Origin of the sequence: Citrobacter sp. ABFQG (assembly GCF_004322975.1) — a bacterium.
GTDB lineage: Bacteria > Pseudomonadota > Gammaproteobacteria > Enterobacterales > Enterobacteriaceae > Citrobacter > Citrobacter freundii.
Window position 1 is genome coordinate 4,589,043 of the sequence record NZ_CP036435.1, and the last position, 17,442, is coordinate 4,606,484.

The window sequence follows — 17,442 nt, forward strand, 5'->3', positions numbered from 1 at the left end:
TATCCGGCCTACATAATGATTAATTACCGTGCAGACGACGTGCGTCGATCACATCCGGTACCTGGTTCAGCTTGCCGAGCACGCGCCCGAGCACCTGCAGGTTGTAGATTTCGATGGTCATATCAATGGTGGCAAGCTGTTGTTTGGTATCACTCCGGCTGGCAACTCCCAGCACGTTCACCTTCTCGTTGGCGAGAATCGTGGTGATATCACGTAACAAGCCACTGCGATCGTTGGCCTGGACGCGAACCACCAGCGAATACCCTGCAGAGTAACTTTCGCCCCAGACCGCATCGACAATACGTTCCGGCGCATGGGAACGCAGCTCAGTCAGCTGTTCACAATCCGCCCGGTGCACGGAAATACCGCGTCCCTGGGTAATAAACCCGACAATCTCATCGCCTGGAATCGGCTGGCAGCAGCGAGCGATGTGGTGCATCAGGTTACCTACCCCTTCCACCACGACACGACCGTCGTCTTTACGGCGACTTTGCGGTGCGTGCGTTTTCTGCTGAAGCTGTTTCAGCGCGGCGGCATCCTGTTCGGCAGCGCTTGGCTTATTAAACTGCGCCTGCAGGAAATTCACCATCTGGTTGAGGCGGATGTCTCCTCCGCCAATCGCCGCCAACAGTTCATCCAGCTCATTGAAACTGTAGCGCGGCAGCAGATGTTTTTCCGCTTCTTTCAGGCTGATGCCTAAATGCGCCAGTTCATCGTCGAGGATCTGGCGACCTGCAAGAATGTTCTTATCACGGTCCTGTTTACGGAACCAGGCGTGGATCTTCGAACGCCCACGACTGGTGGTTACGTAGCCAAGGTTAGGGTTCAACCAGTCGCGGCTTGGGTTTGGCTGTTTCTGGGTGATAATTTCAATTTGATCGCCCATCTGCAGTTGGTAGGTAAACGGTACGATGCGTCCACCAATTTTCGCGCCAATGCAACGATGCCCCACATCACTATGAATGTGGTAAGCAAAATCGAGCGGCGTGGAGCCTGCAGGCAGATCCACAACGTCGCCTTTCGGCGTAAAGACATACACGCGGTCATCAAAGACCTGGCTACGAACTTCATCCAGCATTTCACCGGAATCTGCCATCTCTTCCTGCCAGGCGATCAGCTTACGCAGCCATGCAATGCGATCTTCATGACCAGAGCGCGCCGCGCCTGAAGCGGTGCCCTCTTTGTACTTCCAGTGCGCCGCGACGCCCAGTTCGGCATCTTCGTGCATCTGTTTGGTACGGATCTGAATTTCAATGGTTTTCCCGCCCGGCCCCAGCACAACCGTATGGATTGACTGGTAGCCGTTGGGTTTCGGGTTCGCGACGTAGTCATCAAACTCATCCGGCAGATGGCGATAGTGAGTATGTACTATCCCGAGCGCGGCATAGCAGTCCTGTAAACGCTCTGCCACGATACGCACTGCGCGCACATCGAACAGTTCATCGAAGGCCAACTGCTTTTTCTGCATTTTGCGCCAGATGCTGTAGATATGCTTCGGACGCCCGTACACTTCAGCTTTGACGCCTTCCGTTTTCATCTCTGAGCGCAAATGACCAACGAACTCATCAATGTAATGCTCCCTGTCGATACGACGTTCATGCAGCAGCTTGGCAATGCGTTTGTATTCAGCCGGGTGCAGATAACGGAAGCAATAATCTTCCAGCTCCCATTTTAATTGCCCGATTCCCAAACGGTTGGCCAGCGGTGCATAGATATTGGTGCACTCTTTTGCCGCCAGAACGCGTTCATCTTCCGGCGCGTCTTTCACTTCACGCAGATGGGCAATCCGCTCTGCCAGCTTGATGACCACACAGCGGAAGTCATCTACCATTGCCAGCAGCATGCGGCGGACGTTATCGACCTGCTCGGAAGAAACTGAATCGGTATGCGTGGCTTTAAGCTGGCGTATCGCCGCCATATCACGCACGCCGTGGATAAGATGAACAATGGATTTGCCCACGCTCTCGCGCAGGATGTCTTCACTTACCACGTTGGCATCAGCCAGAGGGAACAGCATTGCTGCACGCAGCGTGTCGATATCCATGCTCAACATGGAGAGAATTTCTACCATCTCCACGCCACGCCACAGCAGCAGATCCGCATCCGGATGCCCCTGTGTCTGCTGGAGGCAGTACGCCCAGGTTTCGGCTAAGCGTTCACACGACTGCTGGCTGGAGATCCCCAGACTCGCGATCCATTTCTTGGGATCAAACTCACCAGCTTTATTTAAATGTGCACTTCTTACCGCAACCATCGTCCTCTCCTTAAGGGGCATGGCCTGTCGAAGTCGACAAGCCGAACCCATTGTCTTTCACACAGCATTACAAGGCGAAATCCAATGGGTATTAAGTTCATTACAAACGCTCAAACAGGACCATTGATTCCAGGTGTCCAGTGTGCGGGAACATATCGAGCATCGCCAGCCGCCGGATGGCATATCCCGCATTGAGCAAAGCATCGCTGTCACGAGCCAGCGTTGCCGGGTTACAGGATACATAAACAACGCGTATAGGTTCTAATTTTATAATATGTTGCATCACACCAGCAGCCCCCGCACGCGCAGGATCGAGCAAAACTTTGTCGAATCCGTTTTTCGCCCACGGCTGCCGGGTAACATCTTCCTCAAGGTTCTCATGAAAGAATGTCACATTGTGTAATCCGTTATTCAGTGCATTTTCCCGACCTTTTTCAACCAGCGCCGGAACACCTTCCACGCCAACCACGCTTGCTGCTCGAGTTGCCAGCGGCAGGGTAAAATTACCCATTCCACAGAACAGATCGAGTACGCGATCTTCAGGTTGCACATCGAGCCATTCCAGCGCACGGGCCACCATTTGTTGGTTTACCCCTTCGTTAACCTGAATAAAATCGCGCGGGCTGAAGGTTAACCGTAGTCCATTTGAGTCATACCAGGGCGATTCTTCTGATATTGATTCCAGTATCTCGCTTTGCGGGGCCAGAAACAAAGACAGCCCCTGAGAATGCGAAAAGCATTCCAGTTTTTCTTTATCCGCTGCACTTAATGGCGCCGTGTGGCGCAAAATCATCAGGGTTCCGCTCCCTGCCTGCACCAGTTCAACATGTCCAAGGTGGCGTAACCCTTGAAGACTTTCCAGACACGCCCTGAGATGGGGCAATAACGCTTCAAGCTGGGGCACCAAAACAGGGCATTGTTTGACATCGATAATGTCGCTGGAGCCTGATTTGCGAAACCCCATCTGCAATTTGTGTTCTTTTGGCCGATAGTTCAGGCTCAATCGGGCACGACGACGATAGCCCCACGGCGTATCAGCTATAACATCCGACACGTCACATTTCATTAAACGCGACAACGCCGCGCTTTTACTACGCTGCTGTAACGAGATGCTGGCATGCTGCTGCTGGCAACCGCCGCATACGCCAAAATGCGGGCAACGTGGCACTTCACGCTCAGGGCTGTTGTTCAAACGTCGTTTTACTTGCGCGCGGGCGAACTGTTTTTTATCTTCGGTAATCACCACCTCGGCGCTTTCCTGGGGTAGCAATTCCGGTATAAACAACGCTTTTCCGTTATGGCGAGCGACGCCCTGACCAAAAGGATCGAGGTCATTGACGGTAACGGTTATGATCTGACGCGTCGTCACGCGTCGTTTTGCAGAGTAGAATTGCGCCATCGACGAGATATTTCTCTATTTAACAGTGTGACCCTAATTGTCCCATAACGGAACTCCATGACCAACTACAGCCTGCGCGCACGCATGATGATTCTGATCCTGGCCCCGACCGTCCTGATAGGTTTGTTGCTCAGTATCTTTTTTGTTGTGCATCGCTATAACGACTTGCAGCGTCAACTGGAAGATGCTGGTGCCAGCATCATAGAACCACTCGCGGTCTCCAGCGAATATGGCATGAACCTGCAAAACAGGGAATCCATCGGCCAGCTTATCAGCGTGCTGCATCGTCGCCATTCCGATATCGTGCGGGCAATTTCTGTTTATGACGAAAATAACCGACTGTTCGTAACCTCTAATTTTCATCTCGATCCGTCTGAAATGCAGTTGGCGACAGGTTCACCGTTTCCCCGTAAGCTAAGCGTCACCCGGCACGGGGATATCATGATCCTGCGTACCCCGATTATATCGGAAAGCTATTCACCAGATGAATCCGCCGTAAGCGATGCGAAAAACACCAAAAATATGCTGGGGTATGTGGCGCTTGAGCTGGATCTTAAGTCCGTGCGATTGCAGCAGTACAAAGAGATCTTTATCTCCAGTGTAATGATGCTGTTTTGTATTGGTATTGCGTTAATTTTTGGCTGGCGTCTGATGCGAGACGTAACCGGCCCGATTCGCAATATGGTGAATACCGTTGACCGAATTCGTAGAGGACAGCTCGACAGCCGCGTGGAAGGTTTCATGCTGGGCGAGCTGGATATGCTCAAAAATGGTATCAACTCGATGGCGATGTCACTTGCGGCTTACCATGAAGAGATGCAGCACAACATCGATCAGGCCACCTCTGACCTGCGTGAAACGCTGGAGCAGATGGAAATCCAGAACGTCGAACTGGATCTGGCGAAGAAACGCGCCCAGGAAGCGGCGCGTATTAAGTCTGAGTTTCTGGCTAACATGTCGCACGAACTGCGAACACCGCTGAATGGCGTGATTGGCTTCACCCGTCTTACGCTAAAAACCGAGCTCAACACCACGCAGCGCGATCACCTGAATACCATTGAACGCTCGGCTAACAATCTGCTGGCTATCATCAATGATGTACTCGACTTCTCCAAACTTGAGGCGGGCAAGCTGATTCTGGAAAGCATTCCCTTCCCGCTGCGCAGCACGCTGGATGACGTCGTTACGCTGTTAGCGCATTCATCCCATGATAAAGGGCTTGAGCTGACGCTGAATATTAAGAATGACGTGCCGGACAACGTCATCGGCGATCCGCTGCGCTTACAGCAGGTAATCACTAATCTGGTTGGCAATGCCATCAAATTTACCGAAGGCGGCAATATCGACATTCTGGTCGAGAAGCGCGCCCTTAGTAACACGAAAGTGCAGATTGAAGTACAAATCCGCGATACCGGAATTGGTATTCCTGAGCGCGATCAGTCACGCTTGTTCCAGGCCTTCCGCCAGGCGGATGCCAGTATTTCCCGCCGCCACGGCGGTACCGGGCTGGGCCTGGTAATTACGCAAAAACTGGTCAACGAAATGGGCGGGGACATCTCCTTCCATAGTCAACCGAACCGGGGTTCCACGTTCTGGTTCCATATCAGCCTCGATCTTAACCCTAACGTTCTCGTTGACCGCTCAACCACGCTCTGCCTGGCCGGTAAACGGCTGGCCTACGTCGAACCGAACGCCACTGCCGCACAGTGCACATTAGATATCTTGAGCGAAACGCCGTTGGAGGTGATTTACAGCCCTTCATTCTCCGGGCTGCCGAAGGATCACTACGATATTCTGCTGCTCGGCATTCCGGTCACTTTACGCGAACCGCTCACCATGCAGCATGAGCGGCTGGCAAACGCTGCGGCGATGACCGACTTTTTGTTACTGGCCCTGCCTTGCCATGCGCAGATTAACGCCGAGAAGTTAAAACAGGGCGGCGCGGCGGCATGTCTGTTGAAACCTCTCACCTCAACTCGCTTACTGCCTGCGCTGACAGAGTATTGTCAGGTGAATCACAGCGCGGATCCGCTGCTGTTAGACGATAGCAAAATCGCGATGACCGTTATGGCGGTAGACGACAACCCGGCGAACCTCAAGCTGATTGGCGCACTGTTGGAAGATAAGGTGCAGCACGTCGTGCTCTGCGACAGTGGGCATCAAGCGGTGGATCGCGCCAGACAAATGCAATTTGATCTGATCCTGATGGATATTCAGATGCCAGACATGGACGGCATTCGCGCTTGTGAACTAATCCACCAGCTTCCTCATCAACAGCAGACACCGGTCATTGCGGTCACCGCACACGCCATGGCCGGGCAGAAAGAAAAGCTGCTCAGCGCCGGGATGAACGATTACCTGGCGAAGCCTATCGAGGAAGATAAGCTGCATAATCTGCTGTTACGTTACAAACCTGGCGCAAGCACAGCCCTTAGGGCGATCGCCGTTGAACCCGTTGAGCCGGTAGTCAATCCGAATACCACACTCGACTGGCAGTTAGCATTAAGACAAGCCGCAGGTAAAAACGATCTGGCGCGGGAAATGCTGCAAATGCTGCTCGATTTTCTGCCCGAAGTACGTAACAAAATTGAAGAACAGCTGGTCGGTGAAAACCCTGAAGGTCTGGTGGATATGATCCACAAGCTGCACGGCAGCTGCGGTTATAGCGGCGTTCCCCGCATGAAAAACCTGTGTCAGCTTATTGAGCAGCAATTACGTAGCGGGACCAAGGAAGAAGAGCTGGAGCCTGAGTTTTTAGAGCTTCTGGATGAAATGGACAACGTTGCGCGCGAAGCGAAGAAGTTGTTGGGGTAATATTCGCAGGAAGGCGGCGTGACCGCCTTATCCAACCTACAACTCAGCGTAATTGCTGCCCGGCTTTAAGCGTTGCGGCCACGTTTCGCGCCGTCATTCGTACGTTGTCGCTCGCGTTCTTTAGCGCCTCATCCAGGGTACAGATGGTATAGATGACGCTGAAAACCGCATCCAGCCCATGCTCGTGGACCACACCGACATCCGCCGTCAGGCTACCGGCAATGCCGATAACCGGTTTGTTGTAACGCTTTGCGACCTTCGCCACGCCAACCGGAACCTTACCGTGAATGGTCTGACTATCAATGCGCCCTTCACCCGTGACCACTAAATCCGCATCCGCAACGCAGGCGTCAAGGTGCAACGCATCCGTTACTATCTCAATACCGCAGCGCAACAGTGCGCCGCAAAACGCATATAGCGCCGCCCCCATACCACCAGCGGCTCCACCGCCGGCCAGATCCAGCACGTTGACGTCCAGATCGCGGGCAATGAGTTGCGCATAGTGCGTGAGTGCCCGATCCAGGCGGGTAATCATCTCCGGCGTCGCCCCTTTTTGCGGGCCAAAAACCGCAGAAGCGCCCTCTTCACCGGTCAACGGATTAGTCACGTCGCAAGCCACTTCAATACGACACGCAGCAAGTCGCTGGTCTAACTGAGAAATATCAATCCGAGCGAGCGATTCGAGGCCAGCCCCGCCATGGGCAATATCGTTATTTTGCGCATCCAGCAATTTTGCTCCCAGCGCTTGCACCATCCCGGCACCGCCATCATTGGTGGCGCTTCCGCCAATTCCAATGATGATATGCTCAACGCCAGCGTCCAACGCATGACGGATTAACTCCCCGGTTCCCCAGGATGTCGTTTTCAGCGGATCGCGTAACCCCGCAGGAACCTGTTCCAGTCCGCTGGCGGCCGCCATTTCGATAAACGCCGAGCGCTCATCACCGGATAAACCATAAAATGCCTGAATTGTGTTGCCCAAAGGGCCGGTAACATCAACATGCACAAGGTGACCTTGCGTTGCGGCAACCATCGCTTCGACCGTTCCTTCACCGCCATCTGCAACCGGAATCTTCACGTAATCCGCATCGGGCCAGATCTCACGAAACCCCTGCTCAATAGCCGTTGCCACTTCAAGCGCACTCAAACTTTCCTTATAGGAATCCGGTGCGATTACTATTTTCATAAAGCATCCTTACGCATGTTGACTGTGTTAAGCATATACCAGGATAAAAACCGCTCCTTAATGGGAGCGGTCCCAGTTCACTTAGCGTACCATGCACGGACGCTTATTATCAAACGTCCAGTTCGGGATCAGATACTGCATTCCCATCGCATCATCACGCGCCCCTAATCCATGTTGCTGGTACAGCTCATGCGCTTTCATGACCTGATCCATATCCAGCTCCACGCCCAGACCCGGTTTTGCCGGAACCTGCACCATGCCGCCTTTGATTTCAAATGGCTCTTTGGTCAGGCGTTGATTGCCTTCCTGCCAGATCCAGTGGGTATCAATCGCGGTAATTTTGCCCGGAGCCGCTGCCGCGACATGCGTAAACATCGCCAGCGAAATATCAAAGTGGTTGTTAGAGTGCGATCCCCAGGTCAACCCAAACTCATGGCACATTTGCGCCACGCGGACAGAACCCTGCATGGTCCAGAAGTGCGGGTCCGCCAGTGGGATATCCACGGACTGCAACGACAGCGTATGCCCCATCTGACGCCAGTCGGTGGCGATCATGTTGGTGGCGGTCGGCAGACCGGTAGCGCGGCGGAATTCCGCCATCACTTCACGACCAGAGAAGCCCTGCTCGGCGCCACACGGATCTTCCGCATAGGCCAGAGAACCCTTCAGATATTTGCCGATCTTAATCGCTTCATTTAGCGACCACGCGCCGTTCGGATCCAGCGTGACGCGGGCCTGCGGGAAACGCTTCGCCAGCGCAACGATAGATTCCGCTTCCTCTTCCCCGGCCAGTACGCCGCCTTTCAGTTTAAAGTCGTTGAAGCCATACTTCTCATACGCAGCTTCCGCCAGGCGCACTACCGCATCCGGGGTCATCGCCTCTTCATGACGCAGACGATACCAGTCGCACTTCTCATCCGGCTGACTCTGGTACGGCAGCGGCGTTGCCTTACGGTTACCGACAAAGAACAGGTAACCCAACATTTCAACTTCGCTACGCTGCTGTCCATCACCCAGCAGAGAGGCGACGTTTACGCCCAGATGCTGACCTAACAGATCCAACATGGCCGCTTCGATCCCAGTAACCACATGAATAGTGGTACGTAAATCAAAGGTCTGCAAACCGCGACCGCCCGCATCACGATCGGCAAAAGTATTGCGTACCGCATTCAGCACGTTTTTGTATTCACCTAACGTTTTGCCTACCACCAGCGGGATCGCATCTTCCAGCGTTTTGCGGATTTTTTCTCCGCCGGGAATTTCACCCACGCCGGTATGACCGGAGTTATCTTTAATAATCACAATATTGCGCGTGAAGAATGGAGCATGTGCGCCGCTCAGGTTCATCAGCATACTGTCATGACCCGCAACCGGAATAACCTGCATAGAGGTAACCAATGGGGTAGAAAATTGTGCGCTCATAATTAAGTCCTTATTCAAAATTAGTGGCGGCCGAAAACGGGACGTTTACGGTCAAAAGTCCATCCGGGGATCAGATACTGCATTGGGCCTGCGTCATTACGCGCGCCGCCGGGCAGTCTCTTGTAGGCTTCATGAGCCTTGTTAACCTGATCCCAGTCCAGCTCTACGCCCAGTCCAGGCGCGTCAGGAACAGCAATTTTCCCGTTCTTAATCTCCAGCGGATTTTTGGTCAGACGGCAATCGCCCTCCTGCCAGATCCAGTGGGTGTCGATAGCCGTCGGGTTGCCCGGCGCAGCGGCGCCAACGTGGGTGAACATCGCCAGCGAAATATCAAAATGATTGTTAGAGTGGCAGCCCCAGGTCAGTCCCCAGTCATCGCATAACTGTGCCACGCGTACCGCGCCGGAAAGGGTCCAGAAGTGCGGATCGGCCAGCGGAATATCTACTGAGTTCAGCATCACCGCATGGCCCATTTCACGCCAGTTGGTGGCTATCATGTTGGTTGCTACCGGTAGACCGGTTGCACGGCGGAACTCGGCCATCACTTCGCGGCCAGAAAAACCCTGTTCAGCGCCGCATGGATCTTCGGCGTAGGTCAGAACATCGTTCAGCCCTTTACACAGGGAGATGGCTTCATCCAGCAACCAGGCACCGTTGGGATCAACCGTAATACGCGCATCCGGGAAGCATTTTTTCAGCGCACGAACGGTGTCGATTTCCTGCTCGCCAGGCAGTACACCACCTTTGAGTTTGAAATCTTTAAAGCCGTAGCGATCCTGCGAAGCCTGAGCCAGACGTACCACCGCCTCACTGTTCATCGCTTGCTGGTGACGCAGGTGATACCACTCATGGTTTCCCGGCGTGCTTTCCAGATACGGTAAATCGGTCTTTGTGCGATCGCCCACGTAGAACAGATAGCCGAGTACGGTGACCGCATCGCGCTGCTTGCCCGGCCCTAACAGTTCACAAACCGGCACGTTCAGCGCCTTACCCAGCAGGTCGAGCAGCGCCGCTTCCAGCGCCGCTACCGCATTGACCCGCAGTTCAAAGGTCCAGGCGCCTTTGCCGAAGGTGTCAAAATCAGCGGCCTGGTTGCCTTTATGCACCTGCTGTACCACCTTATTCAGGCGCGCGACCTCCTGACCCAATACCATCGGGATAGCGTCAACCAGCGTCTGATAAATCACTTCGCCGCCCGGCGCTTCACCGACGCCGGTATTGCCGGCGTTATCGGTAAGAACCACAATATTGCGGGTGAAATATGCATTGTGCGCACCGCCAATATTGAGCAGCATGCTGTCATGACCGGCCACCGGGATGACCTTCATATCGGTAATAACGGGACTCGATTGTGTTGTCATCATCATTGTCCTGCGACAGGTTTCAGTTCGATACGTTTAATATCACCCACCAGTACCAGATAGCTCACCACCGCAATCAACGCATGCACCCCGACGTAAATCAACGCGCCGTTAAACGAGCCGGTGGTCCCTACGATGTAGCCGATAGCAATTGGCGTGACGATGCCGGAGATGTTGCCAAACATGTTGAACAAACCGCCGCTCAGACCGCTGATCTCTTTAGGTGCAGTATCAGCCATCACCGCCCATCCCAACGCACCGATACCTTTGCCGAAGAAGGCCAGCGCCATAAAGCCGATGATCATCCACTCCACGTTGACGTAGTTACAGAACACCATCACCATCGACAGCAGCATGCCGAGTACGATTGGCGTTTTACGGGCGATATTTAGCGAACCGGTACGGCGCATCAGCCAGTCGGAAATAATGCCGCCGAGCACGCCGCCGGCGAATCCGCAAATGGCCGGGACCGAAGCGACAAAACCGGCTTTCAAAATCGACATACCGCGAGCCTGCACCAGATAAACCGGGAACCAGGTGATAAAGAAGTAGGTCAGCGCGTTAATGCAGTATTGCCCGATGTAAATACCGATCATCATCCGTGAGCCCAGCAGCTGTTTGATTTGCCCCCACTTCACGCTGAACGGCACTTTAGCTTTGGCGGCCGCCTGATCCATATTGATCAGCGCCCCGCCTTCAGCAATGTACTCCAGCTCTTTTTGGTTTACGCCCGGGTGCTGGTTTGGTTCATGAATCACCTTCAGCCAGATAAAGCTGATAACAATCCCGAGGCCGCCCATAAAGAAGAACACATGCGACCAGCCCACTTCGTGGGTCAGCCACCCCATGATTGGCGCAAAAATAACGGTGGCAAAGTACTGCGCAGAGTTAAAGATTGCGACCGCTGTGCCCCTCTCCTGTGCCGGGAACCATGCCGCAACTATACGACTATTGCCGGGGAAGGAAGGTGCTTCAGCTAAACCGACAAGGAATCGCAACGTAAACAGCGCAACGATAATGCCGAAGCCGCTAAAGATATCGACGAAGCCCTGCAGCAGGGTAAACATGGACCAGATAAAGATGGACCAGAAATAAACACGTTTTGAACCGAAGCGGTCAAGCAACCAGCCGCCAGGGATCTGGCCGATAACATAGGCCCATGAGAAAGCGGAGAATACATAACCCATCCCTACCGCATCCAGACCAATGTCTTTGGCCATCTCCGAACCAGCAATGGATAAGGTGGCGCGATCGCCGTAGTTGAAGGATGTGACGATAAACAACATCACCACTATCCAGTAGCGAGCGTTAGTGCGTTTTTCAGCGCTGCTCGCCGCCTGACTTAATGAACTCATTGTTGCACTCCTGAATCTTGGCTTTCGCCAGTTCATTCTGTACAGCACCTGTAGGGTGATCAGAATGAGAGGTTAGTGTGTGGCAGTTTTGGTACAGCTCAGGGCCGTTTTATTCTGACTCGCTGCCTTTTCGGGAACTGACGGGAAAAGTATATGAAGGAGTGGCTCTTACCCTCACCGTGCATGAACACAACATTCGGGAGGCAGTAAGAAGTTGTTTGGGGCATAAGCCCAAAGCAGTGGAAGTTAGTTCACGTAATTGGGGTTTTATTGCCGGGTGGCGGCTTCGCCTGACCCGGCCTACGGTTCAAATGGGGGTTGTATGCCCGTACGGGCGAGAGATTATTTGAGCAAGGTTCCCCAGTTTTCTACCCAAGGGTTGGATTCGCTTTCCGGTTCAGGATGTTCGCTGGCGTCAATCAGCAACATTTCACCCACGCGCTGTGCGCTTTGCTCCTGTAACAGCGCATCAAACTGTTTGCCACCATTGCAGAAATTAACGTAGCTGCTGTCGCCCAGCGCAATGACTCCGTAATGCAGATTTGGCTGGAAACCGAGATTATCTTTGATCCCCTGAAACAGCGGCACAATGCTATCGGGCAGATCGCCCTGCCCGGTCGTTGAGGTCACCACCAGCACATATTTATCCTGATATACCTGCCAGTCGCTAAGCTCCGGATCTTCAAACACCGTGGCTTTATGACCCTGTGCCGTCAAAATGGCCTCGGCCTCTTCGGCAACCAGCAGCGCGTTTCCGTACATTGTGCCGACAAAAATTCCAATTTCCGCCATAACCGTAATCTCCTGGGACTTAAGAATCTATCTGCTCATCCTGACCTGACATCCCGCTGAACTCAACCCTTTCATTCTCAGGGAGAAGTCCGCGCCAGCCAAACTGTGATAGCGCCTGCATCCAGACGTCATCCAGCCCGGCGCGAATAACCAGCGGTTCGCCGGTGAAAGGATGGGTCAGCGCAAGCTGGCTGGCATGTAGCATCAATCGCTGACAACCGAAATGCTCTGCGGCGCTGCGGTTTTGCCGTAAATCACCATGCTTACTGTCGCCGATAATCGGATGGCGCAAGTGCGCCAGATGGCGTCTGAGCTGGTGCTTGCGACCGGTTTTAGGGTCCAGCTCCACCAGCCCGTAACGGGTAGTTGGATAACGCCCGGTCGCTACCGGCATTTCTACCGTTGCCAGGCCACGATAATGGGTGACAGCAGGCTGCGGGCCTTTATCATCGCGGGCAAACTTATCGGCAATCTTATCCAGCTCTTCGACCAGCGGGTAATCCAGCACGGCATCATCCATCAGCCAGCCACGCACAATCGCATGATAGCGTTTCTGAATTTGATGATGTTCAAACTGCTGGGACAGCAAACGTCCGGCTTCGCTGGACAGTCCCATCAACAGCACGCCGGAGGTTGGCCTGTCGAGTCGATGGGCGGTAAATACGTGCTGACCAATTTGGTCGCGCACCGTTTGCATCACCACCACTTTCTCATCCCGGTCGAGCCAACTGCGGTGAACCAACCAGCCCGAAGGTTTATTGACTGCAACCAGCCATTCGTCCTGATAAAGAATTTCCAGCATCAGGCGTTATCACTGGTAAACAGCGCATCCAGCTCCTGCAATGCCGCCAGGAGAATGTCGCGTTGCGGATGATCGGCTGCTAGCGCCATTTCGTAATACGGTGCAACGGCAAAAGCCTGCGGAAGCGGCTGCGCGTTATCGAGTAGCGTATGCATGCGGGGAATCAACACCCACTGCAGCCACTCGACCGGCTCCATGGTATCCATACAAAAAGGCTGCGTACTGGTAAACAGATGCTCTGCTGGCTCATCCATCCGCCAGTGATTATGTTCACGCAGTAGCGCTTCAAGTGCGTGTAACTGCTGGCGCACACGGTCATGAGTCGTCATGAAATAAACCTCAATGATGAAAAATCTGGCGCGAAGAATAGCACTAGTGGAGGGAAATAAAAAAAGGGAGCACTGTAAAAAAACAGTGCTCCCGGTTCGTTTCGCAGCATTCCAGCTACTTTTAGTGCTCCCTGCTCATCCGTGACAACTTTTCCTGTGGTCTTGCGACCTTGTTCATCCTGAACTTTTGCATCCTGCTCACATCACCCCGATGTGAAAACTTCATCCTGAAGTATCCTGGCCATCCTGACCCGCCGAACATCCTGACCGGCTCTCATTCTCCGTCCTGGAGGTGTCCTTTAACGCATCCAGCGTCTTCCTCTTTGCTTCGTCCTGAAGCCTGTCCTTGCAACACCGTCCTGGTGTATCCAGGTGAAGAGCCATCATCCTGATGTTCTCTTCGTTGTGCGACTCCTTGTCGACAGATATAGAATCGCCTGTTTCGCTTTGTCTTACAAGATGCTTACAGGCTTACCCTTACGATTATTTTCGTATGAAAGTTGACAATAAAAGACTAACCAATTGAATAATAATAAATTATTATTTTATTAATTCATTAAGTCTTTACTTATCACCTGGCAATGTCCTACAGGGTTTGTAAGAGATCTCTCACAAGATTCAGGGCAAACAGGATTACAGAACTGGCTTAAGTTGAGTGAGGAATTCCGCAAGTGAGGCCGCCAGCACCGTTCGTTTACGGGTTCCCAGCGTTTCTTTGCACACTTCACCGGACAGATTGCACACCGAAATGACGTCAAGCTCATTATCTTGTGTGGCAATAAAAAGCGTAGGCGAAAGCTTAAGTCGCTTTTGCGTAACCAAGTGACCAATCAGGTTTTCCTGAACGCGCCTGAAGTCATCTTCACTCCAGGTCTGCAGCAGCGTCAGCTTTTCATCCGCAAACTGCGCGTGCATATCCCCGGCAAACTGGGTGGTGTAAAAAGCGTGAGCGGCAGGTTGTACCACAATATCAAAGGCCCGTTCAACCGCATTGAGGTTTTTTTCGCCGACAAAAGGTTGAGGCTGCCAAAATACCGCATCGTCTGTGGAAGAAATGATGCACGGAGAAGGTACGCCATACAGCTCTTCACTTAGTGGCCAACTGTTGTTTTTTTCATGCCATGCGTCGCAATAACGCGTCGTAAAGGCTACCAACGCCTGCGCTGTCAATTCGTCCACTGATTTCTCTCTTCACAAAAGCCAGGATACACTTGTCGCATAGTGTATCTGGTTTATGACGGTGAAACATGTCCTCTTATGAAAATCATCAGGCGCTTGACGGCCTGACTCTAGGTAAATCAACGGATTACCGAGACAATTACGATGCAAGTCTGTTGCAGGGCGTTCCGCGCAGCCTAAACCGCGATCCGCTGGATTTAAAGGCCGATACCCTGCCTTTTCACGGTGCAGATATCTGGACGCTGTATGAACTGTCGTGGCTGAATACCAACGGCTTACCCCAGGTCGCAGTCGGTCACGTGGAACTGGATTACACCAGCGTAAATCTGATTGAATCGAAAAGCTTTAAGCTTTACCTGAACAGTTTTAATCAGACGCGTTTTGATTCCTGGGATGCGGTACGTCAGACACTGGAAAACGATCTTCGCGCCTGCGCTCAGGGCGATGTCAGCGTGGCGCTGTACCGCCTTGACGAACTGGAAGGGCAGCCGATAGCCCACTTTAACGGCACCTGTATCGACAATCAGGATATCGTCATCGATAACTACCAGTTCAGCACTGCGTATCTGGAAAATGCCGTGAGCGGTGAAAAGGCAGTGGAAGAGACACTGGTCAGCCATCTACTGAAATCCAACTGTCTGATTACCCATCAGCCCGACTGGGGCTCCATACAAATTCAGTATCGCGGACGGAAAATCGACAGGGAGAAGCTGCTGCGTTATCTGGTCTCCTTCCGCCACCATAATGAGTTTCACGAGCAGTGTGTGGAACGCATTTTCAATGACATTCTGCGCTTCTGCCAGCCGGAGAAACTGAGCGTTTACGCACGCTACACGCGACGTGGTGGCCTGGACATTAACCCATGGCGCACCAACACCGATTTCACTCCGGCAACCGGTCGTCTGGTGCGTCAGTAATCTTTTTTCTCAATTTTGCGTGTCGGATTCCGCGCACAAGGTTGTGAAAGGTCATAAGCCAGGGCTATTGTAATCACAGGGAATGACGTGTTGCGTCCCATAAGGAGTTTACTTGATTACACATATTAGCCCGCTTGGCTCAATGGACATGTTGTCGCAGCTGGAAGTCGATATGCTTAAACGCACGGCCAGCAGCGACCTGTATCAACTGTTTCGTAACTGTTCGCTTGCCGTTCTGAACTCCGGCAGTTTGACCGACAACAGTAAAGAACTGCTGTCACGCTTTGAAAGTTTCGATATTAACGTACTGCGCCGCGAACGGGGCGTGAAGCTGGAACTGATCAACCCACCTGAAGATGCGTTTGTTGATGGACGCATTATTCGTGCGCTACAGGCTAACCTGTTTGCCGTGCTGCGCGACATTCTGTTCGTCAATGGCCAGATCCATAACGCCGGTCGTTTTCAGCATCTGGATCTCGAAAGCTCGGTCCATATCACCAACCTGGTATTCTCGATCCTGCGTAATGCCCGGGCGCTGCACGTCGGTGAAGCGCCGAACATGGTCGTCTGCTGGGGCGGTCACTCAATCAACGAAAATGAGTACCTGTACGCCCGTCGCGTCGGCACCCAGTTGGGCCTGCGCGAACTGAACATCTGTACCGGCTGCGGTCCAGGGGCGATGGAAGCGCCAATGAAAGGCGCTGCGGTAGGCCACGCCCAGCAGCGATACAAAGACAGCCGCTTTATTGGCATGACCGAACCGTCAATCATCGCCGCTGAACCGCCTAACCCGCTGGTAAACGAACTGATCATCATGCCGGACATTGAAAAACGTCTGGAAGCGTTCGTGCGTATCGCCCACGGTATTATCATCTTCCCGGGTGGCGTAGGGACAGCAGAAGAGCTGCTGTATCTGCTGGGGATCCTGATGAATCCGGCCAACAAAGATCAGGTACTACCACTGATCCTGACCGGACCAAAAGAGAGTGCGGATTACTTCCGCGTGCTGGACGAATTTATCGTGCACACGCTGGGGGAAGATGCGCGTCGCCACTATCGCATTATCATTGACGATGCAGCGGAAGTGGCGCGTCTGATGAAAAAAGCGATGCCGCTGGTGAAAGAAAACCGTCGCGACACAGGTGATGCTTACAGCTTTAACTGGTCGATTCGTATCGCGCCCGATCTGCAGATGCCGTTCGAACCGTCCCATGAAAACATGGCCAACCTGAAGCTGTACCCGGATCAACCCGTTGAAGTACTGGCGGCCGATCTACGTCGCGCATTCTCCGGTATTGTGGCTGGTAACGTGAAGGAAGTCGGCATCCGCGCTATTGAAGAGTTTGGCCCGTACAAAATCCACGGTGACCGCGAAATGATGCGCCGTATGGACGATCTCCTGCAGGGCTTTGTTGCACAACATCGTATGAAGTTACCGGGCACTGCGTATATCCCTTGTTACGAGATCTGCGCCTAACCTTCTAGACCCGCTAGCAGCACTATAGCGGTGACAGTTTTGTCCATACCAAAGCCGGGTTTGGCGCATGCGCCTCCCGGCTTTTTTTAGTGATACCAGTCACATAGCCCTGACAATCACATAAATACCAGTGATGATTCATTAAAAACAGCGTG

The 17,442-nt window shown here is 53.1% G+C and carries 13 protein-coding genes; 3 read left to right on the plus strand and 10 right to left on the minus strand.

Annotated elements, in window-relative coordinates; all coding sequences use genetic code 11:
- Positions 1–19 precede the first annotated feature (19 nt).
- Positions 20–2,254, minus strand: coding sequence for a GTP diphosphokinase (gene relA / locus WN16_RS22520; RefSeq protein ID WP_003034123.1), 2,235 nt, complete (start codon positions 2,252–2,254; stop codon positions 20–22).
- Between the two features lie 100 nt (positions 2,255–2,354).
- On the minus strand, positions 2,355–3,653 hold the full coding sequence (rlmD, locus tag WN16_RS22525; protein WP_032949930.1) for a 23S rRNA (uracil(1939)-C(5))-methyltransferase RlmD: 1,299 nt from the start codon (positions 3,651–3,653) through the stop codon (positions 2,355–2,357).
- A 57-nt stretch (positions 3,654–3,710) separates the two neighbouring features.
- On the opposite strand from rlmD, the gene barA reads away from it, so the two are divergent.
- Positions 3,711–6,467 carry a two-component sensor histidine kinase BarA gene (barA, locus tag WN16_RS22530; RefSeq protein WP_044699738.1) on the plus strand — a complete coding sequence of 919 codons (2,757 nt, stop codon included), beginning with the start codon at positions 3,711–3,713 and terminating at the stop codon, positions 6,465–6,467.
- 43 nt (positions 6,468–6,510) lie between these two features.
- Here the strand turns inward: barA and WN16_RS22535 are convergent, their stop codons facing one another.
- The 8 genes from WN16_RS22535 to syd form a co-directional block, all read right to left on the minus strand.
- Positions 6,511–7,653, minus strand: a complete 1,143-nt coding sequence (locus WN16_RS22535) for a glycerate kinase (protein ID WP_044699741.1) — start codon at positions 7,651–7,653, stop codon at positions 6,511–6,513.
- A gap of 81 nt (positions 7,654–7,734) precedes the next feature.
- Positions 7,735–9,075, minus strand: coding sequence for a glucarate dehydratase (gene gudD / locus WN16_RS22540; protein ID WP_003034111.1), 1,341 nt, complete (start codon positions 9,073–9,075; stop codon positions 7,735–7,737).
- 20 nt (positions 9,076–9,095) lie between these two features.
- Positions 9,096–10,436: an enolase C-terminal domain-like protein gene (locus WN16_RS22545; protein WP_044699743.1), complete on the minus strand. Its 1,341-nt coding sequence runs from the start codon at positions 10,434–10,436 to the stop codon at positions 9,096–9,098.
- 2 nt (positions 10,437–10,438) lie between these two features.
- A complete protein-coding gene (gudP, locus tag WN16_RS22550; RefSeq protein ID WP_003034105.1) occupies positions 10,439–11,791 on the minus strand; it encodes a galactarate/glucarate/glycerate transporter GudP in 1,353 nt (450 codons plus the stop codon).
- Between the two features lie 342 nt (positions 11,792–12,133).
- Entirely contained in the window at positions 12,134–12,583 is a 450-nt protein-coding gene (locus tag WN16_RS22555; protein WP_003846536.1) for a flavodoxin, read from the minus strand.
- Positions 12,584–12,602: 19 nt separating this feature from the next.
- Positions 12,603–13,385: a tRNA pseudouridine(65) synthase TruC gene (gene truC, locus WN16_RS22560; RefSeq protein WP_044699744.1), complete on the minus strand. Its 783-nt coding sequence runs from the start codon at positions 13,383–13,385 to the stop codon at positions 12,603–12,605.
- Positions 13,385–13,714, minus strand: a complete 330-nt coding sequence (locus tag WN16_RS22565; RefSeq protein ID WP_003034091.1) for a YqcC family protein — start codon at positions 13,712–13,714, stop codon at positions 13,385–13,387. The genes truC and WN16_RS22565 overlap by 1 nt, the downstream gene beginning before the upstream one ends.
- Positions 13,715–14,347: 633 nt before the next feature.
- Positions 14,348–14,893, minus strand: a complete 546-nt coding sequence (gene syd, locus WN16_RS22570; RefSeq protein WP_003840362.1) for a SecY-interacting protein — start codon at positions 14,891–14,893, stop codon at positions 14,348–14,350.
- Between the two features lie 68 nt (positions 14,894–14,961).
- Here syd and queF point away from each other — a divergent pair, with 68 nt between their 5' ends.
- Positions 14,962–15,810, plus strand: coding sequence for an NADPH-dependent 7-cyano-7-deazaguanine reductase QueF (gene queF / locus WN16_RS22575; protein ID WP_003034084.1), 849 nt, complete (start codon positions 14,962–14,964; stop codon positions 15,808–15,810).
- Positions 15,811–15,922: 112 nt separating this feature from the next.
- Positions 15,923–17,287, plus strand: coding sequence for a nucleotide 5'-monophosphate nucleosidase PpnN (gene ppnN, locus WN16_RS22580; RefSeq protein ID WP_003034076.1), 1,365 nt, complete (start codon positions 15,923–15,925; stop codon positions 17,285–17,287).
- The last annotated feature ends 155 nt before the right edge of the window (positions 17,288–17,442 follow it).